22 protein-coding genes, 1 pseudogene and 1 riboswitch are annotated in these 26,478 nt (G+C 40.5%); of the genes and pseudogenes, 7 read left to right on the plus strand and 16 right to left on the minus strand.

The genetic code is table 11. The features are described from left to right. Window positions 1–125: 125 nt before the first annotated feature. Together SanJ4206_RS08330 and SanJ4206_RS08335 are read right to left on the minus strand one after the other, a co-directional pair. Window positions 126–758 (minus strand): SGNH/GDSL hydrolase family protein, encoded by a 633-nt coding sequence (locus SanJ4206_RS08330; RefSeq protein ID WP_004224494.1) that lies wholly within the window; start codon window positions 756–758, stop codon window positions 126–128. Next, complete coding sequence (locus tag SanJ4206_RS08335; protein ID WP_022525332.1) at window positions 758–1,588, minus strand: Cof-type HAD-IIB family hydrolase; 831 nt, start codon at window positions 1,586–1,588, stop codon at window positions 758–760. Before SanJ4206_RS08335 ends, SanJ4206_RS08330 begins: the two co-directional genes overlap by 1 nt. Window positions 1,589–1,950: 362 nt before the next feature. Here SanJ4206_RS08335 and SanJ4206_RS08340 point away from each other — a divergent pair, with 362 nt between their 5' ends. Further along, window positions 1,951–3,096, plus strand: a complete 1,146-nt coding sequence (locus SanJ4206_RS08340; protein ID WP_004224487.1) for a cobalamin-independent methionine synthase II family protein — start codon at window positions 1,951–1,953, stop codon at window positions 3,094–3,096. A gap of 497 nt (window positions 3,097–3,593) precedes the next feature. On the opposite strand, the gene SanJ4206_RS08345 is transcribed toward SanJ4206_RS08340, so the two are convergent. Beyond that, the gene (locus SanJ4206_RS08345) at window positions 3,594–3,980 is read right to left on the minus strand and encodes a VOC family protein (protein WP_004224484.1); all 387 of its coding nucleotides are present in this window, start codon (window positions 3,978–3,980) and stop codon (window positions 3,594–3,596) included. Next, window positions 3,970–5,409 carry a glycoside hydrolase family 1 protein gene (locus SanJ4206_RS08350; protein ID WP_004224481.1) on the minus strand — a complete coding sequence of 480 codons (1,440 nt, stop codon included), beginning with the start codon at window positions 5,407–5,409 and terminating at the stop codon, window positions 3,970–3,972. Before SanJ4206_RS08350 ends, SanJ4206_RS08345 begins: the two co-directional genes overlap by 11 nt. 111 nt (window positions 5,410–5,520) lie before the next feature. Here SanJ4206_RS08350 and SanJ4206_RS08355 point away from each other — a divergent pair, with 111 nt between their 5' ends. From SanJ4206_RS08355 to SanJ4206_RS08365, 3 genes are all read left to right on the plus strand, one after another. Further along, window positions 5,521–6,390 (plus strand): AraC family transcriptional regulator, encoded by an 870-nt coding sequence (locus tag SanJ4206_RS08355; protein WP_003039856.1) that lies wholly within the window; start codon window positions 5,521–5,523, stop codon window positions 6,388–6,390. 14 nt (window positions 6,391–6,404) lie between these two features. Continuing rightward, on the plus strand, window positions 6,405–6,950 hold the full coding sequence (locus SanJ4206_RS08360; RefSeq protein ID WP_004224476.1) for an HXXEE domain-containing protein: 546 nt from the start codon (window positions 6,405–6,407) through the stop codon (window positions 6,948–6,950). Window positions 6,951–7,036: 86 nt separating this feature from the next. Continuing rightward, a complete protein-coding gene (locus SanJ4206_RS08365; protein WP_003039356.1) occupies window positions 7,037–7,873 on the plus strand; it encodes a C39 family peptidase in 837 nt (278 codons plus the stop codon). Between the two features lie 90 nt (window positions 7,874–7,963). Here the strand turns inward: SanJ4206_RS08365 and SanJ4206_RS08370 are convergent, their stop codons facing one another. From SanJ4206_RS08370 to SanJ4206_RS08400, 7 genes and pseudogenes are all read right to left on the minus strand, one after another. Next, the gene (locus tag SanJ4206_RS08370; RefSeq protein WP_022525337.1) at window positions 7,964–9,229 is read right to left on the minus strand and encodes a CapA family protein; all 1,266 of its coding nucleotides are present in this window, start codon (window positions 9,227–9,229) and stop codon (window positions 7,964–7,966) included. Between the two features lie 157 nt (window positions 9,230–9,386). Continuing rightward, window positions 9,387–11,309: a beta-glucoside-specific PTS transporter subunit IIABC gene (locus SanJ4206_RS08375; RefSeq protein WP_004224468.1), complete on the minus strand. Its 1,923-nt coding sequence runs from the start codon at window positions 11,307–11,309 to the stop codon at window positions 9,387–9,389. A 280-nt stretch (window positions 11,310–11,589) separates the two neighbouring features. Beyond that, window positions 11,590–13,069 (minus strand): annotated as a pseudogene (locus SanJ4206_RS08380) (IS1182 family transposase). A gap of 155 nt (window positions 13,070–13,224) precedes the next feature. Continuing rightward, entirely contained in the window at window positions 13,225–13,548 is a 324-nt protein-coding gene (locus tag SanJ4206_RS08385) for a PTS lactose/cellobiose transporter subunit IIA (RefSeq protein WP_004224460.1), read from the minus strand. Between the two features lie 9 nt (window positions 13,549–13,557). Further along, window positions 13,558–13,878: a PTS sugar transporter subunit IIB gene (locus SanJ4206_RS08390; RefSeq protein ID WP_004224457.1), complete on the minus strand. Its 321-nt coding sequence runs from the start codon at window positions 13,876–13,878 to the stop codon at window positions 13,558–13,560. Between the two features lie 34 nt (window positions 13,879–13,912). Continuing rightward, window positions 13,913–14,809, minus strand: a complete 897-nt coding sequence (locus tag SanJ4206_RS08395; RefSeq protein ID WP_004224453.1) for a DUF7916 family protein — start codon at window positions 14,807–14,809, stop codon at window positions 13,913–13,915. A 12-nt stretch (window positions 14,810–14,821) separates the two neighbouring features. Beyond that, on the minus strand, window positions 14,822–16,087 hold the full coding sequence (locus tag SanJ4206_RS08400) for a PTS sugar transporter subunit IIC (RefSeq protein ID WP_004224450.1): 1,266 nt from the start codon (window positions 16,085–16,087) through the stop codon (window positions 14,822–14,824). Between the two features lie 172 nt (window positions 16,088–16,259). Between SanJ4206_RS08400 and SanJ4206_RS08405 the strand changes: the two genes are divergently transcribed. After that, on the plus strand, window positions 16,260–17,438 hold the full coding sequence (locus SanJ4206_RS08405) for an ROK family transcriptional regulator (protein ID WP_004224448.1): 1,179 nt from the start codon (window positions 16,260–16,262) through the stop codon (window positions 17,436–17,438). A gap of 186 nt (window positions 17,439–17,624) precedes the next feature. Here the strand turns inward: SanJ4206_RS08405 and SanJ4206_RS08410 are convergent, their stop codons facing one another. From SanJ4206_RS08410 to SanJ4206_RS08420, 3 genes are all read right to left on the minus strand, one after another. Next, window positions 17,625–18,890 (minus strand): TRZ/ATZ family protein, encoded by a 1,266-nt coding sequence (locus SanJ4206_RS08410; protein WP_004224445.1) that lies wholly within the window; start codon window positions 18,888–18,890, stop codon window positions 17,625–17,627. 123 nt (window positions 18,891–19,013) lie between these two features. Then, a riboswitch (purine riboswitch) is annotated at window positions 19,014–19,116 on the minus strand. A gap of 222 nt (window positions 19,117–19,338) precedes the next feature. After that, the gene (gene msrB / locus SanJ4206_RS08415; RefSeq protein WP_022525466.1) at window positions 19,339–20,274 is read right to left on the minus strand and encodes a peptide-methionine (R)-S-oxide reductase MsrB; all 936 of its coding nucleotides are present in this window, start codon (window positions 20,272–20,274) and stop codon (window positions 19,339–19,341) included. 116 nt (window positions 20,275–20,390) lie between these two features. Further along, window positions 20,391–21,326, minus strand: a complete 936-nt coding sequence (locus tag SanJ4206_RS08420) for a dihydroorotate oxidase (RefSeq protein WP_004224442.1) — start codon at window positions 21,324–21,326, stop codon at window positions 20,391–20,393. A gap of 551 nt (window positions 21,327–21,877) precedes the next feature. On the opposite strand from SanJ4206_RS08420, the gene gdhA reads away from it, so the two are divergent. Then, window positions 21,878–23,224, plus strand: coding sequence for an NADP-specific glutamate dehydrogenase (gdhA, locus tag SanJ4206_RS08425; protein WP_004224438.1), 1,347 nt, complete (start codon window positions 21,878–21,880; stop codon window positions 23,222–23,224). Window positions 23,225–23,295: 71 nt separating this feature from the next. Here the strand turns inward: gdhA and SanJ4206_RS08430 are convergent, their stop codons facing one another. Then, the gene (locus SanJ4206_RS08430) at window positions 23,296–23,883 is read right to left on the minus strand and encodes a DUF4352 domain-containing protein (protein ID WP_004224436.1); all 588 of its coding nucleotides are present in this window, start codon (window positions 23,881–23,883) and stop codon (window positions 23,296–23,298) included. 17 nt (window positions 23,884–23,900) lie between these two features. Continuing rightward, window positions 23,901–24,758, minus strand: coding sequence for a mechanosensitive ion channel family protein (locus SanJ4206_RS08435; protein ID WP_004224434.1), 858 nt, complete (start codon window positions 24,756–24,758; stop codon window positions 23,901–23,903). A 160-nt stretch (window positions 24,759–24,918) separates the two neighbouring features. On the opposite strand from SanJ4206_RS08435, the gene sstT reads away from it, so the two are divergent. Further along, window positions 24,919–26,133: a serine/threonine transporter SstT gene (sstT, locus tag SanJ4206_RS08440; RefSeq protein ID WP_100069427.1), complete on the plus strand. Its 1,215-nt coding sequence runs from the start codon at window positions 24,919–24,921 to the stop codon at window positions 26,131–26,133. The last annotated feature ends 345 nt before the right edge of the window (window positions 26,134–26,478 follow it).

Consider the following 26,478-nt stretch of genomic DNA (forward strand, 5'->3'; position numbering starts at 1 on the left):
ATTATTTTTCATTATATCATATGAGTTAAAATATATAAAATTAAATTTTTATGATAATAATAATTTTTTGGTATTATATCTATTGAAACGAGTTCAAAATTGCCAATCTATAGTTGACTCAAAGATTACAACTGTTCTGCTATTCGCTCTGCCAGCACTTGATAGCCTGCGACCGTCAAATGCAGCCCGTCGGTGGTAAATGATTCTTTTAATTGTCCTGCTTCATCTAGCAGATTGTCATAGATATTCAAAAAGGTCACATTCATATAAGCAGAAGCTAACTCTTGATAAGCATGATTGAGGGCTTGAATTTTTTGATTACTTCTCCGATGAACGCGCTTTTTGTAAGTAGCAGTTTCATTGACTGGTAGGACAGATAAAAGACAAACTTCTGCAAGAGGATAATTCCTAGCAATCGTTTGGATGATGCTTTCCACATTTTTTACTGTTTCCTGCTGCGGGATTTCCTTGCCAATATCATTGGTACCGATAAGGAGAAAGACCTTATCAACTGCCTGCCCAAATAAAAGAGGTTCTAAATGCTCTAGCAACAAATCGGATCGATACCCTCGAATTCCACGGTTTATTAGTGTTTTTGATGTTTTTAATAACTCATGCAATGGAAAATATTCAACAATGGAATCTCCCAGAAAAAGTACATCAGGGTCTTCAAGGGATATACGATTCAAATCTTGGTACTTTTGTCTGACCTGCTCTTGCTCATTCAAAAGCCATTCATCTAATAATTGGACAGCCATTAACTCTCTCCTTTGCTCAAATAGCTCTCTAATACTGTCAGGACACCCGCCTCTGTATTTGCTGGTGCAAGGTGATTGGCAACTGCCTTGGTTTTAGGATCTGCATTCTCCATAGCATAGGAAATCCCTGCTAATTGCAGCATTTCAATGTCATTTTCACTATCTCCAAAGGCCATGATTTCCTGCTCTTGAATTTCCCATTTTTGCATCAATTGCTCTAACCCCCAAGCTTTATGGATTCCTTTTTGCAAAATGTCAATCGCTCCATAGCCGCTTGTGACTGCGTTTAATGTGTCTGCAAAATCCTGATTGAGCTGTCGAGTAGCCTGAACTGCTACTTGCTCGTTTACCACCATGCTCATTTTCAGAACTTGTGGGAAATCGTCTGGACGCAATGTTTCAACAAAGTTTATCTTTCGGTAAAATTCTTGCGCCATTTCTGCTGTCATGACTTTTTCAATCATAGGGAAAACCGTCCCCGTTTTGACAAAGGCACCATTTTCAGCTGTGACGACGAGGTGCACATCACGTTCTCTCCCTTCAAAGTAAGACAAGACTTGTGCAACTAAGTCTTGAGACCAACATGTACCCAGCAGTACCTCGTTTTTATCAAAAATCCGCGCACCATTTGCAGCAATCAGGGTCACGCGCTCCAGCAAATCCCCAAATAGCAAGCGCATTCGGTGAATTTCATTGCCCGTTGCCACTACAAACCGAATCTCCCGCTTGTCCAGCTCATCCAATATATTTTTCAACCGACCTCGATCGAATTCCCCTTTTTCATCTAAGAGCGTTCCGTCCATATCGGTCACAACCATCTTAATTGTCATGTTATCACCTTTAACAATCATTCATTTCAAATTCAAATCCCATCGTTCATTTATTTCATGACGTACAACTATCCTTTTACCATTTCTGTAATTCCGCTTGGATAATGCAGGACAGGATTGGCTATATTTACATCCTATTCAAAAGGATTATAGCACATTTAAAAAATAGCAAAATAGCAAACAAAGTTTTTTCTTTTATTTTACCAAAAAAGAGGGGTGAAGAGGAAACAATTGTAGTCAAGCAAAGATTGGTCTTTCAGATATAGTTTTAAGCTATATCCCTTCCTCTAAATTAACTATTTTTCAAAAGTGCTTAGCTTGTGTACAATAAAAAGTAAGAAATTTAGAAAGAGGCTTTTGACATGACACAATCAAAATTCCAGCTCGTTGGCTCCTTACTCCGCCCAGCCAACCTACTTGCCTACAAAAATAAAATCGAACATCGTGATGATATTCACTATCCATTTTACGACAGTTTTCCCGGCTATCTTGAAACGGAGACAGCAGAGATTAAAAAGATCATTGCTGATGAAAAGGCAAATGGTATTGATATTTTGACAGATGGTGAATATTCTAAGTCCATGTGGCATTTAGACTTTGTTTGGGGTCTTAAAGGTATTGAACGCTATATTGCAGACCACGGTTACACTTTCCAAGATCATGACGGCGGACAATACGAGACCCGCAAAGACATCGGTATCCGCATCACAGAACCTCTTTCAGGGAAGAATCATCATTTCTTAGACATTTACAAATTGCTCAAGGAAGAAGCTGGTGATACGCAAACAAAATTAACGATTTGGGGACCTGCGCATGCTTATACTGAACTGGCTATCTTTGACGGGCTGGCTGGCGATGATCAAGTTTACAAAACAAATGAAGAATTAAAGGCCGGTCTTATCAAGGCCTACAAAGAATTCTTGACAGAATATAAAGAAGTTGGCGGGGCCATCATCCAGTTTGATGATTGCCTTTGGGAACTTTTTGACGAATCAAATCCTGCTTCATTTTTTGCCGACGGTAATGCTGCGCTGGCTGATTTAGCTGATGAATTCATTGCGATCAATAACGAGGTAGCTGATTACGGGCATCAATTAGGACTCAAAGTTTGGACACATAACTGCCGCGGAAATTATGAAAGCCGTTCTGCCTCAGGCGGAACTTATGAAGCCATTGCGGAAAAATTCTTACGTGATCAACACTATGACCGCTTTTTCTTGGAATGGGACAGTGATGTATCTGGCGACTTGAAGGCTCTTGCTTCTCTTAAAGATAAAGATGCTGAGGTTGTTCTTGGACTCCTTTCCAGTAAGACAACTGATCTTGATGATGAAGAACGTGTGCTTCGTTTATTAGAACAAGCCAGCACCATCCTTCCTAAGGAACGTCTCCTGCTGTCACATCAATGCGGTTTTGCTTCCTGCGATTCAGGTAATGAACTAGCTATTCCACAACAATGGGCTAAAATCAAACAAGGTCAAGAAATCGCTAAAAAGTTTTGGGATTAAGTTGTACGCGACAACAGCTCTTGTGACTATTTAGTGATCCCTTATAAAATGCGAGACAAACTTCTTTTTGAGGTTTGTCTTTTTGATTTCCAGCAATAAATACCACTGAAAAAGAATACTATTAAAATGATTTCTCTATTGAGAAATTTTTAAGGTAAAAATAACAGAGAATTGCACTTGCACATTTTCTTTCTAATAACGTCTATGTTACAACTTTCAGTTCATCTGTTTAACATGAAAAACGAGGCTGAGCAAAAAGTATCTCAGCCTCATGCATTTATCGTTTAGCTTGCAAGATGCAGTGGTTGGTTGAATAGCCTTATCCCTTGTTATACCGGCGATAGCGGCTATCCTAACCAACTGTGCGGAGGTGGGAGTAAAACAGTCCACTGGACTGTTTTAGGTCAGCAACTAGAAACTAGGACTTGCTGAAAAATCAAATTCTTCGAATGACTGATTTTTTCCCACTCTCTATTTATAAGGAGCAAATTTATCAATTATACGGTCAACTCAATCTGATTGCCTTCTAAAGCCAGAATGCAGCTTTCATAGTAGCCATCACCCGTCAGACGTGGACCGCTTAAAAGTTGATAACCGTCTGCTTGGAGTCTAGCTGTCAATTCATCTACCTTTTCTCTGCTTCCTAGACTGAAAGCCAAATGATGGTAGCCCAAAAAGAGAAGTTCTTGGTTGTTCTCCGCTAAACCTTCCTTTCGGGTCATGATTTCCAATCTCGCCCCTTCGTTAAAGCTGAGGAAGTAAGATTGAAAACCCGTTTTCTGATTATGGTAGAGCTGGTTACTTTTTGCTTCAAAATAGGTTTCAAAGAAGCATTTCGCTCCTTCTAAATCTTGAACATAAAGGGCTGCATGCTCAATCTTCATAGAGTTTTCCTCCATTCGTTGCAATAACTTCTTTGTACCAGTCAAATGATTTCTTCTTGTAGCGAGCCAAAGTCCCTGTTCCATCGTCGTTTCGGTCAACATAGATAAATCCGTAACGCTTGCTCATCTGAGCTGTTGAAGCAGACACGAGGTCAATACAGCCCCAAGTGGTATAGCCCCAGAGCTCAACACCATCTTCAATCGCTTCGCCGACCTGTTGCAAATGTTGTTTAAGATAATCAATACGATAATCATCTTCAACAGTTGGACCATTAGGGCCATCCACCAAGACATCTTTAGCACCGAGACCATTTTCTACGATAAAGAGTGGCAACTGGTAGCGGTCATAGAAAGCATTGAGGACCAGACGCAGACCAATTGGGTCAACTTGCCAACCCCATTCAGAACTTGCCAGATAAGGATTTTGCAGACCACCTAGAACATTTCCACGACCAGAAGAATAACTTTCTGGATCATGAGCTTGAACCACACTCATATAATAAGAGAAGGAGATGAAGTCCACGGTATGTTCTGCCATCAATTTCTTATCACCCGGCGCAAATTGAATCTCGATTCCATTTTCCTTGAAGAAACGGTTCATATATGCTGGATATTTACCACGCGCATGAATATCTGAAAAGAGATAGTTTTGATTTTCAAACTCACGGGCAGCCAGTACGTCCTCTGGTTTTGGCGTCATTGGATAGGCTGGCATGGCTAGTACCATACAACCAATCTTAAAGTCTGGATTGATTTCATGTCCAATCTTCGTTGCAAGAGCTGATGCCACTAGTTCGTGATGAACTGCTTGATAAAGGTCTTGCTTGGACAATTCTTCTACTGGTGTTGCAATCCCTCCACTCATAAATGGCGCATGAAGAACGGAGTTGATTTCATTAAAGGTCAACCAATAGTTCACCTTGTCTTTGTAGCGAGTAAAGACAGTGCGAACATAGCGCTCATAAAAACCAATCAAATCACGATTTGCCCAACCATTGTATTTGCGTGCCAAGTATAGCGGTGTTTCATAGTGCGACAAAGTCACTAAAGGCTCAATGCCATATTTTGCCAATTCATCAAAGAGGTCATCATAAAACTTTAGACCTGCTTCATTTGGCTCCGTTTCATCACCATTTGGGAAAATCCGTGACCAAGCAATGGAAGTACGATAGACCTTGAAGCCCATTTCTGCAAAAAGGGCAATGTCTTCTTTGTAACGATGATAAAAGTCAATCCCTTCTAATTTGAGATTGTCTGCTGTTGGCTCATCTGTAATCAAAGGATTGAGATCACCTGCTTTAGCTGGCATGCCGCCTTTTGGTGTTACATCTTGAATCGAAAGACCTTTCCCGTCCACATTGTAAGCTCCTTCGTATTGATTGGCAGCTGTTGCACCGCCCCAAAGAAAATCTGCTGGAAATTTACTCATGACTTTTACCTCTTTTATTTTTCACTTAATTATATTATAATCTTAGACAAGAGTATTTTCTAACACAATTCTCTTATAAATTGGTATTATTCTACGAAAGAGGCAACACTTATGGATCTGGGAACATTACACAAAGATATCGTTTACAAAAATCAAGGCACTCCTTATTCTCTCACACGAACTATTACAAAAAACGGTCAGCCGGACATTCTCTTTCATTGGCATACGGATGTTGAACTGGTTTATGTTCATGAGGGAACTGCGCAGTTTCACATTGATTATGATTACTTTAATAGTGAAGCAGGTGATATTATCCTGATTCGTCCCAATGCTCTTCACTCCATTCACCCGATTGAAAATCAACGCCACTATATGGATGCGATTAACTTTCATTTAGACTTAATGGGCTATTCTGCGATGGATCAAGCTAGTATTGAATATTTGCAGCCACTTTATAATGGTCAGCTGGATTTTGTTCGTGTCATCAAGCCCAATCAGCCAGCCTATGCAGACATTCGGCAGTGTTTACTTGATGCCATGAAAACAGGCTATTATCGTACAGAGTATTTTGAATTTCAGCTCAAAGCCCAGCTCAACCAACTCTTTTTTCTCTTATTTGAAAATGGCTATGTGATTTCAAAAGAGCAATCTTTAGAAGGCTATCGCAAGGAAGAAAAAATCCGTACCATTATTGACTACATCGGAAGTCATTATCAAGAGGAGCTCACGATTGATCAGCTTGCTCAAATTTGTGGTTATAGCGATACCCATTTTATGAATTTCTTTAAGAAACATCTGGGTGTGTCTTGCATGGAATACGTGATTCAATTTCGCTTGCGAAAAGCGGCTGAACTCTTGCAACACTCTACCTTGCCCGTCCTAGAAATTGCTACACAGTCTGGCTTTAACAATCTCTCTAACTTCAATCGTCAGTTTAAAAAGTATTACCAAATAACTCCTAGTCAATATCGGAAAAAATAACAAGGAGACATTCAATGAAAGATACTATCTGGTTGTTTCCGCTACTATTCATTTTTCATGATTTGGAAGAAATCATCGGCTTCATGCCGTGGATAGAACGAAACGAAAAACTGCTAGCGAAAAAAGCTGCTTTCATTCTAAATACCCACAAAGGCTTATCCACAGAAGGCTTCGCGCTAGCTGTGGCAGAGGAATTTGTCGTGGTACTCCTCGTCTCGTTCTTTGCTCTTATTTGCCACACTCGCCTACTTTATCTCATCTGGCTGGGCGGATTCGTCGCTTTTGCTCTTCATCTGGTGGTTCATATCCTGCAAGCTATCTGGATCAGGCGCTATATACCAGCTCTTGCAACCTCTATCCTGTGTTTACCTGTTAGCAGTATTATCATTTGGAAAACCACCACTTTACTTCATGTCAACACAGTTGAACTCCTCTTTTTCAGTCTCATTGGTATTCTCATTGTCATCAGTAATCTCTTTTTTGCACTCTGGTTAGGGAGGCAGTTTTCTGGGTGGCTGAATAAGATTTTTTACAACTCGGAAAAAATTGAAAAACTTTAACATAAATGGTACACTAAAAATGTAAACGAATTCACAAAAATTAGAAATACGGCATTATAGTTTTGAGAAATAAGGGGGGAAGAATTATGAAAAAAGTCATATACTCGTCAATTGTTTTCTTATTAGCCTTCATTGTGATTACTGCGTGTGTTCATGGAAACACAGCACCAGCAAAACCATCAGATACTGTTAAAGCCAAGCAAACACAACGTTCTCATTTTTCTGCCTCTCAACAAAATTCTTCTAGTTCAAGCCAGACAAGTTCTTCTCAAACCTCAACTGCTGGAGAAAACAATTCTTCAGCTACTAATAAAACAGTCCCCTCTGAATCTATAGATAGTACCGACCCAAAAAGTCATGTAGGAGGGGAAAAGGTTCAACTAAATATCTCTACAATTGTCCAACGACGGTGGAATTACTGCGCACCAGCAACCGTATCTATGATACTGGCAAGTCAAGGTCTTCAGGTTGACCAAGCCCAGCTAGCCAATGAAATGGGAACAGATGAAACTTTTGGAACTCATAATAGCAATGCTATAAAAGTTTTAAATCGCCATTTGTTTGGCTACGATGTACCATCAGGAAATCAAGCAGGATATCGTTTAGCAACTGTAACCAATCCTAATTCTGATTCAGAAGATATGAGATTATTCAAAAAACGCCTGATTCAAAATATCAATGGCGGCTATCCAATGTACTACACTTTCAATAATAGCAAAATATATCCCGGCAAAAGTGGAGAGCATAATGTTATCGGTGTAGGATATGTCTTAACAGAAGATGGTTCAGATGTTGCTTATGTCTATTATTTAGATCCATCTTATTTAGTCCAAGATTCTGTTTATGGAGGGTTAAAAATTGTGAGTCCAGAAGAATTGCTAAATGCAATGGTAAGTTGTACTGAACCAAATTATGCATGGTAAAAATCCTCTATACTATTGAATTTTACCAAAAACAAAAAGCCAGAAATTCTCAACGCAAGAATCTCTGGTCTTTTTTCTAAAGGAATAAACTTATTCGTTCCATTTCAAATTGACATGCTCATTCATTTCCTGATAAGCAGTGTCAATTCGTTCTTTGGTGGCTTGGTCTAGTTTGTCACGGTATTTTCCACCTTCAATGAAATCTTCTAAAATATAGGTCTGATAGGTGTAGAGAGGATAGCCTTCTGGTGAATACGTTCCTTTCGCCACACGACTAACCCAACTTGGATGCGCCTGTACTTTCTTGATAATCGTCCCTTTCTGTGATTTCTCAACTGTCACGTCCATGAGCACGCCGCGTTCTGTCCATTTTTTATTTTCCACACCGTCCATCGTCTCAATACGCTGATTGGAGATGAAATTTCCCATAGAATAGATAATGAATTTCTTTTGTCCATTTTGTTCGACGACTTCTGACGGCTCAACAACATGCGGATGCCCGCCGAAAATAATATCCGCTCCCCACTCAATCATCTTATGATAAAGAGTGACTTGTTCCTCCGTTGGCTCTAACTGGTATTCCACGCCCATTTGTGGCATGACAACGGTAATGTCAGCCTCTTTTTCGGCTCGCTCAATTTCTTTTTTCATCTTTTCTTCATTTAAATCCGACAAATGATGATTATAGTCTGCATGAGAGATATTTTCCTCCAAGCCGTTAAACCCATAAGAATAAGCTAGAAGTGCAATTTTAATCCCATTTACTTTTTTAATGACAAGTGACGATTTATCTCGATTTTCATGAGTGTAAACCCCAATTGGTGTAATGCCTTGTTTTTCAAAGGCCTCCGCTGTTGTGGTAACACCTTCCAATTGAGAATCTAAAATGTGATTGTGCGCCAAATCCACGACTTGATAACCAGCGTCTTTGATAGCGGATACCACCGACTCTGGTGCATTGAACAGTGGGTAGCCCGCCAAAGGATAATTTGGTCGAATCGTCCCTTCAAAGTCTCCTAATACCAAGTCCGCTTTTTTCAACCAAGATTTGACATATTGATAATTCTCTGTGAAATCATACGTCCCGTCTGACTGTAAGGCGCTCATATATAGAAGATCATGATATAGCAGATCTCCGTTTGCCATGATACGAGCCGTCTGTACACCATTTGAGGAAGAAGATATTTTTTTCTTTTGTACAACACCTGTTTTTGCCGACTTTCCCTTAATCGTAATGCTATCGTTTATTTTTTCAGCTACTAAAATCACACTTGCTGCTACAAACACGGCGCAAAGCAAGCCTAAAATAAACTGCCAATTAGTTGCTGACTGTATTTTCCGTTCTGATCTTTTCATCTCCTGCTCTCCTATAGCTCTATTGTAGCACAAAAAAGCAGACATGACGCAGGAAATGATAAATAATAAAAAGGACGAGGCATGCTTGTAGTAGCTCTAGTTGATTTTTTCGACAACTGTTTAGAACTCTACAAGTTTTGCTTGTCCTTTTCTTAGATTATTTACTTACTTTCAGCAAATCATCGCCTAGTTTCACATCGCCGCCAGCTAATGCTTCAACTGTCTTATAATCAGCTGTATTGGTTACAATGATTGGAGTTGTAACAGGATAACCTGCTTTCTTGATAGCATCTATATCAAAGCTTAGCAATAATTGACCCGCCTTGACCTTTGAGCCTTGAGTAACATGTGCCATAAAGCCTTCTCCTTCAAGAGCGACTGTATCCATGCCCACGTGAACCAAGATTTCAGCGCCATCATCAGTCGCTAAGCCAATCGCATGGTTGGTTGGGAAAAGCAGACGAATCACACCGTCAGCAGGAGCGACAACTTCGCCAACGCTAGGCTCAATTGCTACACCTTGACCCATTGCGCCACTTGCAAAAACAGCATCAGGCGTATCTTCGAGTGCGACCACTTTCCCGCTAAGCGGAGCTGTGATGACTTGCTCAGGAGCAATCTCTTCAACTGGCTGACTGATTTCTTCAGCAGCGACTTCTTGTGCCCCACCATAAAGAGTTGGAATCTTTGTAAATTGGGTCAATACAAATCCAAGAACAAAGCTGATTGCAATTGCTACAAGGAAGTGAATGAGTAATAGTGAGTCTTTTGGATCAATGAAAGACGGAATCGCAAAGAGTCCCATTCCTCCCATTACTTGCATTTTGGCATTAAAGAAAGCGAGATAAGCCCCTTGAACTGCACCAGCAATACAAGTCATAATAAATGGTGTTCGCATTGGCAAGGTAATCCCGTAAATAGCTGGTTCTGTTACCCCAAACAAAGCCGAGATAAAAGCTGGAATAGCCAACTGTTTGACTTTTTCTTCTTTTGTACGCAAGAAGATATTGAGCAATGCTCCTGCTTGCGCAAAGCAAATAGCAATAGAAGCTACAAGAATGACACCTGGTCCTTTTTGTAATTCCAAAATTGCAAGCGGCACCAATCCCCAGTGGAGACCGAACATAACCAGCACTTGCCACAAAGCACCCAGAATAATTCCATAAATAATTGGGCTGAAGCTATAAATACCTGTGAAAATAGCACCGACTATATCAGAAGCCCATGTCATGACTGGTCCAATGACAAGAAATGATAACGGTACCGTGATTAAGATAACAAAGAATGGAACAACAAAGACTTTGACAACATCTGGAATAATTCGTTTAAAGAATTTTTCAATTTTTGAGCCGACCCAAATTGCTAGAATGATTGGCAATACAGTTGATAGATAACTAGAAGCAGGGAAGATAATCGGCAAACCTAAGAAAGTTGCGTAGATTTTTGACTCAATAAAAGTTCCTGCAAATAGCGTGTAGAGTGGTTTAGCAGCTGTAAAGCTAGCTGCGATATTTGGATAGACCAAGGCAAAGCCAATTGCAAGCGCTGTGAATTTTTCCATTTTAAACCGCTTAGCAGCAGTCAAAGCCAGAATCAATGGTAAGAATTGGAAGAATCCGTCACCAGCGGCATTTAAGATGACATAAGCACCGTCTGTCGACTTAACACCACAAGCTGCCATAATGGCAACTACACCTTTGATCATACCAGCTGCAGAAAGAGCTCCCAGCATTGGTTGGAAAAGTCCTGACACCAAAGCGATAAATCGGTCAAATAGATTTCCTTGCGGAACATCTCCCTCATCCACATCAATACTTCCCTCACCAAAAATGCCTGCTTCCTTAATGACCGCCGCATACACATCTGGCACATGGTTCCCAATCACCACTTGGTATTGTCCACCAGCTTTTACAACCGTTACAATACCGTCTCTATTTTTCAAGTATTTCGTGTCTGCCTTGCTCTCATCTTTCAGAGAAAAACGCAAACGCGTCACACAGTGCACTAACTTGATGATATTTTCCTTGCCACCAACGTGAGCAACAATATCCTGAGCTAAGTCAGTATAATCTTTTGCCATAATGGACCTCCTTTATTTTTTAGGTCAGCTGTGTTGTTGCACATATAAATATAGAACAACGATAACAAAAAAACCTAAACACATACCAAATAGAAAGTAGTTCCCCTACTTCATATCTCGTATTTGTCTAGGTTTTGCCTGCATGACCAGTAACAATCCATGAATTAAGTATAACACAAGTTTCTAAAAATGCAAGCGGTTTCTAAAAGTTTTTTTAAAATTTGAAAAAATCGTTATCAAACTAGAGATAGAGCTACCATTCAATAACGAAGTAAGACAATTAAAAAACTTTGATTGGATTATCACCAACCAAAGTTTCAGACTGAAGACAAACTTGCTTTTGTGGTTTGTCTTTTTTGATGTTCCTAATCTTTGCAGTAAAAAATGGGGATAAAACCAAATTTTCCAAAAATAAAAAGGCTTACCCGCCATTATTTTAACCAATTTTTTGATATTTAAGCATGCCAAAGTCAGCCCAACCTTATCTTCCATTTTGGGCTTGCCTTTTTCTCGTGTATAACGTAAATTGTGATACTCCTTGGCTGTTCCAAAGAGTCGCTCAATCGTTTCTTTGCGTTTCTGATATAGCTCTTTCATCCCCCTACGGTGGCGGATATCTTCACAGATTTCCATCTCGTCCTTCCAAATATGACGGGTGACAACTTTCTGATGGTTTTGACTCTCTGTACAGATGGATAATAGAGGGCAGGTAACACAAATTTGGGGATCACTCTTGTACTCGCGATAGCCATCCCGAGTTGTAGTTCGGTAAGTTAATTCATGGTTTTCAGGACAAAGATAACAATCATAATACTCATCGTAAACAAAATCTTTAGGGCGAAGCTTCCCTTTGATGCCTCTTGGTCTGGTGTAAGGAAAAACAGGAGTGATGGTCTTTTCTAACAAAAACTTGGCAATACTTGGCGTCTTGTAACCTGAATCAGCGATAAGAAATTGTGGACTGAAGAGCTCAAGTTTGGTAAAGAGCGCAGGAAAAGCCTGACTGTCATGGACATTGCCTGCCTCCACACTATAAGCGAGTACCCAGCCATGCTTATCACAAGCGACTTGGGCAGTGTAATAAGCAAAGACTTCTTTATGGTCACCCTTGTGAAACCAGCCGCTTTCTGGATCAGTCGTAGAGATTTTCTTCTCCTTAGCTTCGCTTTTTATGGCGGGCTTTAGCAACTTTTTTGCGTGTTTTTTCCTATCACAATCAATCTCAAATTCCAGTTGGTCACTCATAAATTTAGCCTGTTGTACCACCATTTCCTTGCGGTACTTGTGATTGTTAGCGGCTGCCTTAATGTGCGTGCCATCTACAAAAATCTCACTTGGGTCAATTAAACCGGCCATCAGAGCTTGATGCAACACCTGATTAAAAATCTCAGAAATGACCTGTTTGTCTTGGAAACGCCGACTGTAATTCTTACCATAGGTTGTGAAATGAGGCACCTTATCATCCAAAGTCAAACCAAGAAACCAGCGATAAGCCGTATTCACCTCAATCTCTTTAATGGTTTGGCGCATAGAACGAATCCCATAGAAGCATTGAATCAGAGGAATCTTGACCAACATAACAGGGTCAAGACTGGGACGACCATTATCAGAACTATAGCTATCTTCCACTAAATCATAGATGAAGTCAAAATCAATCACAGCCTCAATCTTACGAAGAAAGTGGTCTTCTGGGACGAGCTGGTCAAGCGTATAAAACCATATTGGTTACGGTTATAATCTGGTCTTTCTTTGTGAAACATAACAGCACCTCGCGAGCGTTTTCTTTATCGTAACACAAATCGAGAAGAAAAGCCCTTAGAAAATGAATTCTAAGAGCCTTGTCTTCAGTCTGAAACTTTGATTGGATTATCACCAACCAAAGTTTTGATTTATAAGAATGTGTAAAACCGTTTTTTTACTTCATCTCATTTGCCAGCCGCTCGTACACATCAACGACTTCTTTTGCCAAGTCAATGAAAGTCAAACTTGTCATCAAATGATCCTGAGCATGCACCATCAAAAGACTAAGCTCAATCTTTTCACCTTGAGCTTCCTGTGTCAGCATTTCGGTTTGAGATTTATGAGCTGATATTAAATCCTTGTTAGCTAATTTTAATTTTTCACGCGCTTCTTCAAAACAGCCTTTTTTAGCTTTTTGAATCGCTTCAAAAGCATTGCTCTTTGCCTCGCCACCATACATAATGAGGGACATGATACTTTCTAAATTTGAATTTTCCATATCGAACCTCTAGCCTCCGATCAGTTCCTCAGCTAATGCCAATACCTTTGAACCATTCATCATGCCATAATCCACCATTGGGATAACTCCAATTGGAATGTTTTTATCCTTCAATTTTTCCGTAAATTGCTCTAATAGATACCGAACTTGCGGTCCTAATAACAAAACATCTACTTTTTTCTCCAAAATTATATCGTCCACTTCTTGAGCTGGGACTGCAAAAATCTCTGCATCTAATCCTTTTTCATCTGCCGCAGCTTGCATTTTTGTCACAAGCAAGCTGGTACTCATGCCCGCAGCACATGCTAACATAATGGTTGTTTTAGCCATGTTTACTCCTTCTATTTTATCAAATAATTACTTCCTATCGATTGACAGACCTTGCTAGACGAGACACTGTATGCCGAAGCCCTCGAATAGCATTACTTAGTGCATAAATATTATCCACTACTGCCAAACCACCATAGCCTGCATCCCCAATATGTTGAATATCCACACCACAAATTTTATTACGAAGTGCGATTTGTTTAATCGTATCCACATCTGATGTCTCTTGGCTAGTGCCAATAGCACTTAAAACTAAACCTTTTTTACTATGTACTAAATCTACGACAGCTCTCATTTCCTCATCGCTGAAAGCAGGAACCGTTCCAACGGCTGGCACCAAAATCACATCTGCACCCGCGTCTAATAATTTCTCAGCTGTCTGAAGATCTGCAACCGGCTCGGATACCCCTGCACCGTGCATTTTCCCAGCTATAATCAAACCTGAAAAATGCTGCTTAGCTAATTTTACTGCATCAATAATTTCTTTATTGCTAACTCCTGTTCCTGGATTACCTGTTAAGCAGACAAAATCAAAGCCTAATTTTTCAATTTGTTCAAAAGAAGTCTGACTAGCTTGCCGACCGGCAGCAATCACTTGTACTTCTTCCAACATATCAGCTTCCAAATCAACAGGTTCTAAATTCACTCCAATCGGAGCTCCCACCAAGCGATGCAATTCGTGAACAATTTGCTCTTTTTTACAATCTAAGCCAAATATTTCTGGCTGAAAAACATCTAAACAATTCAGTAAAATCATATCTGCACCGAAAGCTTTTGCAATTTCAGCATTGGTAATGTCTCCGACAAAGGTTTCACGAATGACCACATTTTCAGATAAGACAACCCGCCCTTCACTCGCTTGAATGCTTTGCTTGAGCTCTTGGGCTGTCATATTCAAAATTTCCGAAGGATTTGCACTAATTAATCGTTTCATATTCTCATCTCCCTACTGATTTTCTTCTGCTTTAAAGCGGTTTTCAATAGCAATTACAAATGGAATATAGATTAAAATATCAATTACAATAAGAACAACTTGTAAAATAGACGCTTTAAAACTTCCCGTTGCCAACAAGCCACTAATAATCGGAGGAGTTGTCCAACCTGGGTCAGTATATGTTAACGGTACAAGACCACTTGCCATGGATGACCACGCAACGATGAGATTCGCAATCGGTGCCAAAATGAATGGAAACAGAAGCAAGATATTTAATACAATTGGCACACCAAACATGGTTGGCTCATTGATATTGAACAAGCCTGGAACTACCGTAATAGGTGCCAGTGCTTTGATTTGTTTGCTTGATTTTTTCTTTTTCGCTAAATAACCAAGTGCCAATACAAGTCCAATGGTAGCACCTCCGCCACCAATAAAGACAAAGTTATCCATAAAGACACTGGTAAAGATATGCGGTAGTTTTTCCCCTGCTTGATAAGCAACTTTATTGGCATCGAGATTCGAAAGCCACAATGGTTTCATAACCGCATTGACAACATTGCCTCCATGAAGTCCAACAAACCAAAATGAACTATTTAAAGCAACTAGAATCATCAAACCAAATAAATTATTACCTAGTAGACCTAGCGGTTTTCCTAAGACAGTCTGCGCTACAGCATGCAGGTTTGGCAGTTTTAGGCTAGCCAAGAGGGCATAAACCAGCAACCAACCTGTGATAATCACTGCTCCTGGAATAATCGCACTGAAACTTTTTGAAACTGCTGGCGGAACACCATCAGGCATCTTAATTTGGACATTATGATTGATAAACCATTGATAGATGTAACCATTTACCAAACCAAGAATAATTGCTACAAAAAGGCCTTGTGAAGCTAAAAATGCTGTAGGAACACCGTTTCCTGTTTTAGTAGCAAGGAATGGTGTCACTGTGATAAAGGCAGCAAGCGAGATAATCCCAGAAGGAATCCCATCCACTTTGTATTGGCGGCTCATATAGTAGGCAATCCCAAAACTGGCTACCAAACCAATCAGACCAAAACTACTATCCACGCCTTTCCATAGATAGGCAGAAACCCCAATTTTTGTCAAATACGCTTCCCATCCTGGAACAGGAAAACTAGCAATAACCATAAACAAAGAACCAATCAACAATAATGGTACTGCAAGCGTAATTCCATCCCGAATTGCCACTAAGCCTTTATTATTTCCCAGCTTAATGGCAATGGGCATTAACTTCTTTTGTAAAAATTTGTCCATCTTTACAATCTCCTTTGGTTATAATATATTATTAAATAGCAGACAAAACCAACTTTATCTCGCTTTTTAATTATATTTTAAAACGATTTTCCGTGAAAGTCAAGCGCTTTCACTTATATTTGATAATTTTTTATAATCAATATATAATAGATGCAGGGAAGGATGGTAGATAATGAATCAAACAAAAAAACAAGCTGAGTTACGAGCGATTATTTTAGATAAAATTTACGCCAAGGGGCCAATTTCTCGCATTGATATTTCAAAAGAGACTGGCATTACTCCTGCCACAGTTAGTGCGATTACAGGAAGTTTGATCCAAGAAAAACTGCTGTATGAGCTGGGGGAAGATGAAGAACACGCAAAAGTCGGACGCAAGAAAATCCTCTTGGGTATTAAAAAACAGCACTCTTATTTCATCGGCTGTGAACTGTCTGAAAAATACTTTTCTTTTGTGTTGAGTGATAATACAGGAAATGTGATTGATAAAGATAAAGCAACCGTCACCTCGGAAAAAATTCTAGCAGAAGGCGCTGATTTGTTTTGTCATTTACTTGAACAATTCATTTTTCGGAACAATTCCTATACAATTCAAGCCGTGGGAGTAGCTATCCCTGGACGCTATTTGCACAATGACTTGATTACAACAAACAATCAAACATGGAAACAATTTGATCTAGCAAAGATTAAAAACGAGTTTTCTTTTCCAATTTACTTTTCTAATAATGTCAATTGCATGGCACTAGCAAAGCGCCTTTTTTCTGCTTACCAGCTGGATGAGAATTTTATCTATTTTCATTTTGCACGGGGTATGCACTGCTCTTACATGTACAATGGCAAAATCTACGGCAAAAGCAATATTGTCATCGGTGAAATTGGTCATACCGTCGTTTGTCCTGACGGAGAAGTCTGTGGTTGCGGACGCAGAGGCTGTTTGCAGACTTATGCTAGTGAAAGTTGGCTGATAAAAAAAGCAAAAATCATCTTTGAAACTGCCGAGTTGACCTATTTAAAATCGCTTGTCACAGATAAAGAAGAGATCACGATTCAAACCATTCTCACAGCCTACAAGCTAGGAGACCAAGCTATTCTCAATCTCCTTCATTTGGCATTTAAGTATTTAGCACAATCCCTGCTAAACCTTAGCATGATGATTGATGCAAAGAAAATTTATCTGCACAGTCCCATCTTGACTGATGACAAAGTCATTGCAGCTTTCTATCAAGAAATCTCACAACAACCAAAACTACTCTTCAAAGACTTGCCTGAACTCATTATCGAGCCTTATAGTGATTTTACTGGCGCAGTCGCTGGCGTTGCTCTTTGTTTGCAAAAGGAGTTTTTATCCATTTAGCTTCATTATGGCTCATAAACTTGTTATACTTATTACAAAAATTAGAGGTCAAAACAATTGTCACGAACCTCTAATTTTTACTATACAATACAAGATGGACTTACTAACTTGTCTGAAATATTTATAAAGAAAGAACCTCTATTGTGTCAAAGAGGTTCTTCAAAGATTCCTTTAGAACTTTCATTTTTACATAACTACATCCATCGTCAGGACTTGTCCGTCTTTTACAACTTGCTCACCTGCTATATAGACATCTTTAACATCATTTCCCTTGACAGCATAGACAAGGTGGGAGAGCATATTTTCCTCTGGGTACAAGTGCACTTTTCCTTTTGGCTGAATGATTAAAAAATCTGCTTGTTTGCCAACTTCTAGGCTGCCGATTTGATCATCCATGCCGAGTGCTTTGGCACCTTCAATTGTCATTGTTTTCAAAGCCTGCTCAATGGTAAATTGAGTGGCGTCACCTGTGCGCATTTTTTGTAAAAGAGCAGCGGTACGACTTTCTTCAAACATATCCAAATTATTATTAGAAGCGACCGAGTCCGTTGCAAGTCCGACTGTCACGCCAGCCTGAACCAAGTGTGTTACGGGAGCAATGCCAGATGCTAATTTGAGATTGCTGATGGGGTTGTGGGCGATATGAATCTTAGAGGCTGTTAGTTCTGCAATTTCTCGCTCATTTAACTCCACACCGTGGGCAAAAATCCCCTCATGTTCCAGATAGCCTAATTCTTTCAAGAAAGCAAGTGGGCGTTTTCCATAGCGCTCTAAAATTATGCCATTTTCTGCTTGTGTTTCTGCCACATGGATATGCAATTTCAGCTGTAATTCACGCGCCAGCTCCAAACTTCCTTTTAGCAACTCCTTACTGCAACTATATGGCGCATGTGGTGCTACCATTACTTTAAAGCGGTCATCGTTGTAGGACAGAATTTCCTCAATAATAGTCCGAGTACGCGCCAAGGTTTCTTCCGTCGTCTCCATATCGGAGCTAAACAAAGTCGGTGAAAAATAACAACGCATTTTAGAGCGTGCCACCACTTCATGAATCTGCCCAATTTCAACACCATTGGGATTGTACATATCATTAAAAGTCGTCGTCCCAGTCTGAAGCATTTCTGTAAGTGCCAGCTTGACAGCTCTTGTTGTGACCTCTGGTGTAAACTCGCTTTCTGCCGGCCAGATATAATCTTCTAGCCATTCGTGGAGATTGCTGTCGTCTCGAATGCCACGCAGTGTGGTCATAGCAGAGTGGGTATGGCAATTGACTAGACCAGGCATAAGCCAAGCTCCCTCACAATCTACTGTCTCATCTGCCCGCGCTTCCCAAGTAGCGTCCTCATTCCCACAATAAACAATCTTGTCCCCGTTTACCACCAGCAGCCCATTTCGATAGACATGAAAATCTACGTCACATGTCACCAAATTCACCTGTTTAAATGCTTTCATCGCTTCTCCTTTAAATAAGAGTCACAAGGCATTCAATTACTATGCATTTGTCAGCGTAGCAATCGCAAAAACAAAAGTCGTATGGGACGATCATTTCACATTACCCTATGCTCTATTTGTATCTGACAACATAACTAAGGACAAAGCCACGCTTATTTACGGTAAGACGGTAGAAACTCTCCAACCCTATTATGGAGATTATATGTTTTCATTGAATTTTTTAGTTATTGTAGCAAAATCCACACCAAATAGCAAGCTTTAAAAAATAGGAAAAACATTGAAATTTACTCCGCAAATCCTATCTGCAATACTTTGAGCAATCAATCACTACAACATTTGTTTAGTCTGTAATTAGTTTTGAAACTGCTAGTCGCTCTATCCACACATTTATGAGTAGTTGCGAAATAAGCAGAGCCGTCTAGCTCAGTCCCTGTTTACTCTACTGATCTTACTTCATATATGAAAGCAAGTAGCCATATCCTGCAGCTTCCATGTCTTCTTTTTTAATAAAGCGTAGCGCTGCTGAATTGATACAGTAGCGAAGTCCGCCTTGTTCCTGTGGACCGTCTGTGAAAACGTGGCCTAAATGCGCATTTCCTGAGCGCGATCGCACTTCAATTCGCTCCATGCCGTGACTCTTATCTTGATAATACTTGATCACATCTTTGGCAATCGGTCTTGTAAAACTCGGCCAACCACAACCAGCATCAAACTTATCACTGGCAAAGAATAGTGGCTCTCCCGTTGTCACATCTACATAGATGCCTTCTTCAAACGTTGCAAAATATTCGTTATGAAATGGTCGTTCGGTTGCGGCATGTTGAGTGACTTGGTAGGATTCTTCAGACAAATCTGCCTTTAAAGCTGCTTCGTTCGGTTTCTCATATTGTCCTGGATCTACTAGAGGCTGGTAGGCATCATTGACATTGATATGGCAATAACCACTAGGATTCTTCTTGAGGTAATCTTGATGATAATCCTCTGCCAATACATAATGGCGCAGCGGTTCTACCTCCACCGCAATCTTCTGGCCAAATTGCCGTTCTTGCTCTTTTACGACTTCGCTAATGACTGACACATCCGTATCGTTTATGTAATAAATCCCTGTGCGGTACTGACGTCCGACATCATTTCCTTGCTTATTGATAGACAGCGGATCAATCACCCGAAAATAATAGAGCAAAATTTCTCGTAAGCTAACCAAATTTTCATCATAAGTCACATGAACTGTTTCAGCATGGTCGGTTTGATGAATCAACTGGTAATTGGTAGATTCCACCTGCCCATTGGCATAGCCGACAGTTGTATCAGTCACACCTGTGATACGGGAAAAATATTCTTCCAAGCCCCAAAAGCAGCCACCTGCTAGATAAATTTCAGCCATAAAAACACCTCATTTCTTTGTTCTTATTTTCTCACAAATTCCTAAAATGTTATAAGAATTTGATTAGAACTTTCTTGAGAATGATATGGCAATGAACTGTTAAATACCACTCTGGTTTAATCCAGATAGTTCAACTTCCCACGAAAATCTTCTATGCTTTCATAGCCTTTTTCTAACATGATTGCTTTCAGCTCCTCAGTAATACGCTCAAAAGCTCCTACACCTTCTTTGTGCAGCGTTGTTCCGACTTGCACCATACTAGCTCCACAGAGAATATGCTCAAAAGCATCTCGACCCGTCAACACACCACCTGTACCGATGATTTGGATTGTAGGATTGAGCCGTTGATAAAAAGCATGAACATTAGCAAGGGCAGTCGGTTTGATGTATTCACCACCAATTCCGCCAAAGCCATTTTTCGGACGAATAACAACTGTTTCATCGTCAATATAAAGACCATTTCCGATTGAGTTAACACAGTTGACAAAAGAAAGAGGAAATTTGTTAAAAATTGCTGCCGCTTGATCAAAATGTGCCATATCAAAATATGGTGGCAATTTAATGCCCAGCGGTTTAGTGAAATAGGCAAATACTTCACTCAAAATCTTCTCTGTCGCCTCAAAATCATAAGCGATTTGTGGCTTTCCAGGAACATTTGGACAAGATAGATTGAGCTCAGTCAAGCCTTTAAAGTTACTATCCTGCACCTTTTTCAAAAGGATGTGGGTTTCTTCTAGCGACAGACCTACCAGCGACAAAAAGAAGGTTCGATTGGACTCTGTTTTTTGTAGGTCTAACAAATACTCCAAATAATAATCCAATCCATGATTGGGTAGTCCCATTGAATTGATTGAACCTAGTGGTACATCTTGGTAACGAGGTTCAGGATTTCCTGCTCGCGCTTGCAAGGTTGCTGTCTTAGTCACAAAAGTTCCCGCAGCTGAGTTTTTAACTTCTTCTAGTTCTTCAATCGTCATGCAGGCAACGCCAGCCGCATTCATCAGGCAGTTGTCAAAAGAAAAACCAGCAATTTGTGTTTGAGTTGATAGCATGAAATGCTCCTTTCATTTTTTCTATTGTACCACTAAAAGCAGAAATATGACTCTTTTAACGGAATAGAAAGAAGAAACGTTCGGGATAAACAACTGAATCTTTGCTGAGCAAGAGTTTGTTTTGAATATTAAGTCGGAATTTTCAGAAAATTCAACTTTTTTCTTTACAGCTCTTTTGTTTTCTGTTATAATGGCACATGTAACAAAAGATAACACACACAGAACTAGGACGAAAGTCTCGTTCTGTGATTGGGCTAAGACCATTGATAGCTAGAACAGACAAGTCTAACAAATCTTGCAAAGCAACTTTTGTTGAGCTACCTCTTTTTCCCATGACCGTTCGAGCATAGGGAATTACGGACGTGGATATTAAGGAGCATAGCGACGTGATTGCTTTTGTTTTTTTACAGTCTTAGTATCTTATTGCAACTGAACTCGGATGGAAAGTCTAGCAAAAAAGATAGGTTTCCTTGTGTTTATCAAACACGGCGTTAGCCTCCTATTTTTGTACGACTTTTACTCGTCCTCGTATCTTATTTAAGGAGAAATCTATGACAACTGCTAAAGAATATATCCAAAGCACTTTTGAAGCTGTGAAAGCTCGCAATGCTCACGAAGCAGAATTTCTGCAAGCGGTAGAAGAATTTTTAAACACGCTTGAACCAGTTTTTGAAAAACATCCTGAATACATTGAAGAAAACATTTTGGCGCGCATTACCGAGCCAGAACGTGTGATTAGTTTCCGTGTTCCTTGGGTTGATCGCGACGGCAAGGTTCAAGTCAATCGCGGTTACCGCGTACAATTTAATTCCGCAGTTGGGCCATATAAGGGCGGTCTTCGTTTCCACCCAACGGTTAATCAAGGGATTTTGAAATTTCTTGGATTTGAACAAATCTTTAAAAATGTTTTGACTGGACTGCCAATCGGCGGTGGTAAAGGTGGATCTGACTTTGATCCGAAAGGCAAGACAGATGCTGAAGTGATGCGTTTCTGCCAAAGCTTCATGACAGAATTGCAAAAATACATCGGTCCTTCTCTTGACGTTCCTGCTGGTGATATTGGGGTTGGCGGACGCGAGATTGGCTATCTTTACGGTCAGTACAAACGCCTACGCCAATTTGATGCTGGTGTCTTGACTGGTAAACCACTTGGTTTTGGAGGTTCTCTGATTCGCCCAGAAGCAACTGGTTACGGTCTTGTTTACTATACGCAAGAAATGCTTAAAGCAAACGGTGAAAGTTTTGACGGAAAGACCGTTGTTGTATCCGGTGCCGGAAATGTCGCCCAATATGCTGTGCAAAAAGCAACAGCTCTTGGTGCTAAAGTCATTTCTGTGTCTGATTCAAATGGTTATATCATTGACAAGGACGGAATTGACTTTGATCTTCTGGTAGATGTGAAAGAAAAACGTCGTGCTCGTCTGACAGAATACGCTGCTGACAGAGCTAGTGCTACTTATCACGAAGGCTCTGTCTGGACTTACGAAGGTGCATTTGACATTGCCCTGCCATGTGCCACTCAAAATGAAATCGATGGTGAAGCAGCAAAACGCTTGGTAGCGCAAGGCGTATTCTGTGTATCAGAAGGTGCTAACATGCCAAGTAATCTTGACGCCATTGTCGTTTACAAAGAAAATGGTCTCCTTTATGGTCCTGCCAAGGCTGCCAATGCCGGTGGGGTGGCTGTATCTGCTCTTGAAATGAGCCAAAATAGTCTCCGTCTCTCATGGACGCGTGAAGAAGTAGATACTCGTCTGAAAGACATCATGACCAACATCTTCAACACTGCTAAGACAACTGCTGAAAACTACAATCTTGGCAAAGACTATCTAGCAGGAGCAAACATTGCTGCTTTTGAAAATATCGCCAACGCTATGATTGCTCAAGGAATTGTTTAAACGAATATACAGGATAAAAGGCTGTGGACGAATTTGTCCACAGCCTTTTATTGTTCTTCTGCTGAAAATTTCTAAAACTTCACGCTTTGGGTTTCTCCCCACTTGACATTGTCATAAGTGAGAGTGTAAGGCTGCTGCGCGCCGTCCTCACCGTCATACATCAGCTTCCATTCTACCTTTTCACCCGCTACGAGTTCCTCTTTGATTTTGTTGGCCTCAAAAATGGCATCATCCATTACATAGGATTCGCCCATTTCGTCTTGTAAATCAAAGTCATAAACATTGAGTGGGAGCTTTTCGCTAGAGGTATTTTCGATAATAACCTTAGCCGTAATCATCGCACCTGTTGCTTGACCTTCCATTCGCTCTTTAGAATCCACGTGAATGTACTGGACAGTAACTTTCAGACCATTTTCAAAACGAACGCTATCTCCCAGGCGATGATGTTTGTAATTATCTTGATACATTTCAGTTCGAGTGCCATGTCCTAGAAAAGCAAGGTTGACAATACTTAAACCAGCCACCATGAGGGTGATGCAAAAGAGCATGACACAGCTAATGATTGTCGTCCAAAACAAAGGCTGTTTATACAAAGGCTGTTTCAAGCGATAGACATGACCGTCAGGGGTCGTTATTTCATGCGGTACTTGTTCTTCCATAGTAATCTCCTTTCTGCCTATGCTGGCGCATAAATCGTTGGCAAATCAATTCCTCCCTTTAATAGAGCGTCATGATACAGTCTGTAAAATTGATGATAAACGGTGCTTTGGCTACCGCTTTGGACGGTGATACTAATACGAAAATAAAATTGTCCATTGTCTGCGAGTTGAGGGCCTAGAATCACTGGTTCCTGCAAAATTTCTACTTGATCGCCCGCATATTCTTGATTGACCTGCTGGATAATCCGAGTGACCTTCTCCAAATCCGTCTGAGCGTATAATGGAATATCAATGAGCGCTCGCATATTGCCGCGTGAGAGATTGCTGACGACGGTAATGTTGCGATTAGGAACGTAATGCAAAGTGCCATCTGCATCGCGCACTTGTGTCGTCCGAATCCCGACGCTCACGACTGTTCCTGCGATTTTAATCGAGCCATTAGTCAGACGAACGCTGTCTCCGACATCCAACTGCCGCTCCAACAAAATAAAGAAACCATTGACTAAATCAGACAAGAAGCCTTGCGCTCCCATCCCGATTGCCACCCCAGCAATCCCAGCTCCTGCCAGTAAACTTGACACCGGCAAGCCTAAAATCGCCAATATCCAATAAATCAAAAAAAAGTAAAGAGTGTAATTCAGCAAATTTTCAATCAAACGAGTGAGGGTCTTTTGCCGCCCTTCGTCTTGACTGGAGAGTTTCAAAGAGGGTGAGATAATCTTTCTTACGAGTACATGTACCAGCTTTTTAGCAAGGTAAAAGAGAGCTAGCAAGAGCAAAAGTGAAACGAGCTTGCTAAAGACATCATCTACCAAATGAGACCAGTTGAGTTTTTCAAAGTAGCGATAGAATACATTCTTGTTTACTGAGAGCATACTTCACCTCCTCGTATTTATCTCTATTATACCATATCTGAGCCTAATTGAATCAGGGGAATGCTAACTCCCCCCAGTGTATTCTATCTAAAACAGATTGATTTTTCAGAATATTTATACTATAATGGGAGACATTATGATCATGAAGGGATTATATGATATGAAAAGAATAGTTTTAGCTTGGAAAAAATCTAGTTTGATTAAGCGTATTGCTATCGGGATTGCATTAGGGGCTGTCCTTGGCTTGACCTTTCCTAAGCTATCAGCAATTGGGTTATTAGGAGATATATTTGTTGGTGGCTTAAAAGGCATTGCTCCACTGTTGGTTTTTGCTTTGGTGACCAATGCTCTATCACAACATCGAAAAGGGCAAGAAACCAACATGAAAACTATCATTATCTTGTATCTTTTGGGAACATTCTCAGCAGCTTTAGTCGCAGTGCTAGCTAACTACCTTTTTCCTTTACACATCACACTCACAGCGTCAAAGACCAAGATTACACCACCAGATGGGATTGGGCAAGTCCTCAGTAATTTGTTGCTCAAAGTAGTGGACAATCCAGTCAATGCTCTCATCACCGCAAACTATATTGGAATATTATCTTGGGCTGTGGTATTTGGACTTGCCATGCGTGAAGCCAGCAAAAGCAGTAAAGAGCTTTTGCAAACTATGGCAAGTGTAACCTCTAAGGTCGTTGAATGGATTATCAATTTGGCTCCTTTTGGAATTCTTGGTTTAGTCTTTAAAACGATTTCTGACAAAGGGTTGGCAGTGTTGGCTAACTATGGCAGCTTGTTAGCAGTTTTAATCGCTATCATGCTTTTTGTAGCTCTGGTCGTCAACCCTTTCATTGCTTTTGTTCTGATGAGAAAAAATCCCTACCCACTTGTTTGGCGGTGTTTAAAAGTCAGTGGTGTAACAGCTTTCTTCACACGTAGTTCAGCTGCTAATATTCCTGTCAACATGAAACTTTGTGAAGAACTAGGACTCAACAAAGATACCTATTCCGTTTCTATCCCACTTGGTGCCACTATTAACATGGCTGGAGCAGCTATTACCATCAATGTGCTCACCCTTGCTGCAGTCAATACATTAGGCATTTCGATTGACTTTGCGACAGCATTAATCCTCAGCATTGTCGCCGCTATCTCTGCTTGTGGCGCTTCCGGAGTGGCAGGTGGCTCTCTTTTGCTCATTCCTGTTGCTTGTAGTCTCTTCGGGATTTCAAATGATGTTGCCATGCAAGTCGTTGGGGTAGGATTCATCATTGGAGTTATCCAAGATTCCTGTGAAACGGCGCTCAATTCCTCAACGGATGCCCTCTTTACCGCAGTTGCAGAAAAAAGTACTTGGAGAAAAAGGAAAAAAACGTAATACAATGAGATTGGAAATGTCCCAGCCTCATTTTTTAATTAACCCAATTCTGCCTTAGGCACTTTCCCCTTGCGGCGGGCAAAAATATCCGCATAGTGCTTGCGGCTGTTATTGAGCACGGAAAGGAAGATTACTAATCTTAAGTCCAATGAGCTTTTCTTGCTTCATAAATTCCTTCTTTCCTTTTTTACTTATCACTTAAAGCGACCGTTTCAATGACTTCTCCTTTTTCCGTCAGCGCGGCGGATGACCTCAACTACTTTTCGTTTGCTTCGTCCGCCCGGCGGAAAGTCTCCCTTACTTTTGGTTTGCTCCGTCCGCCCGGCGGACAGCATGAATCAAAAG

It is taken from the genome of Streptococcus anginosus, from assembly GCF_001697145.1.
In the GTDB taxonomy this organism is placed as follows: Bacteria; Bacillota; Bacilli; order Lactobacillales; family Streptococcaceae; genus Streptococcus; species Streptococcus hominis.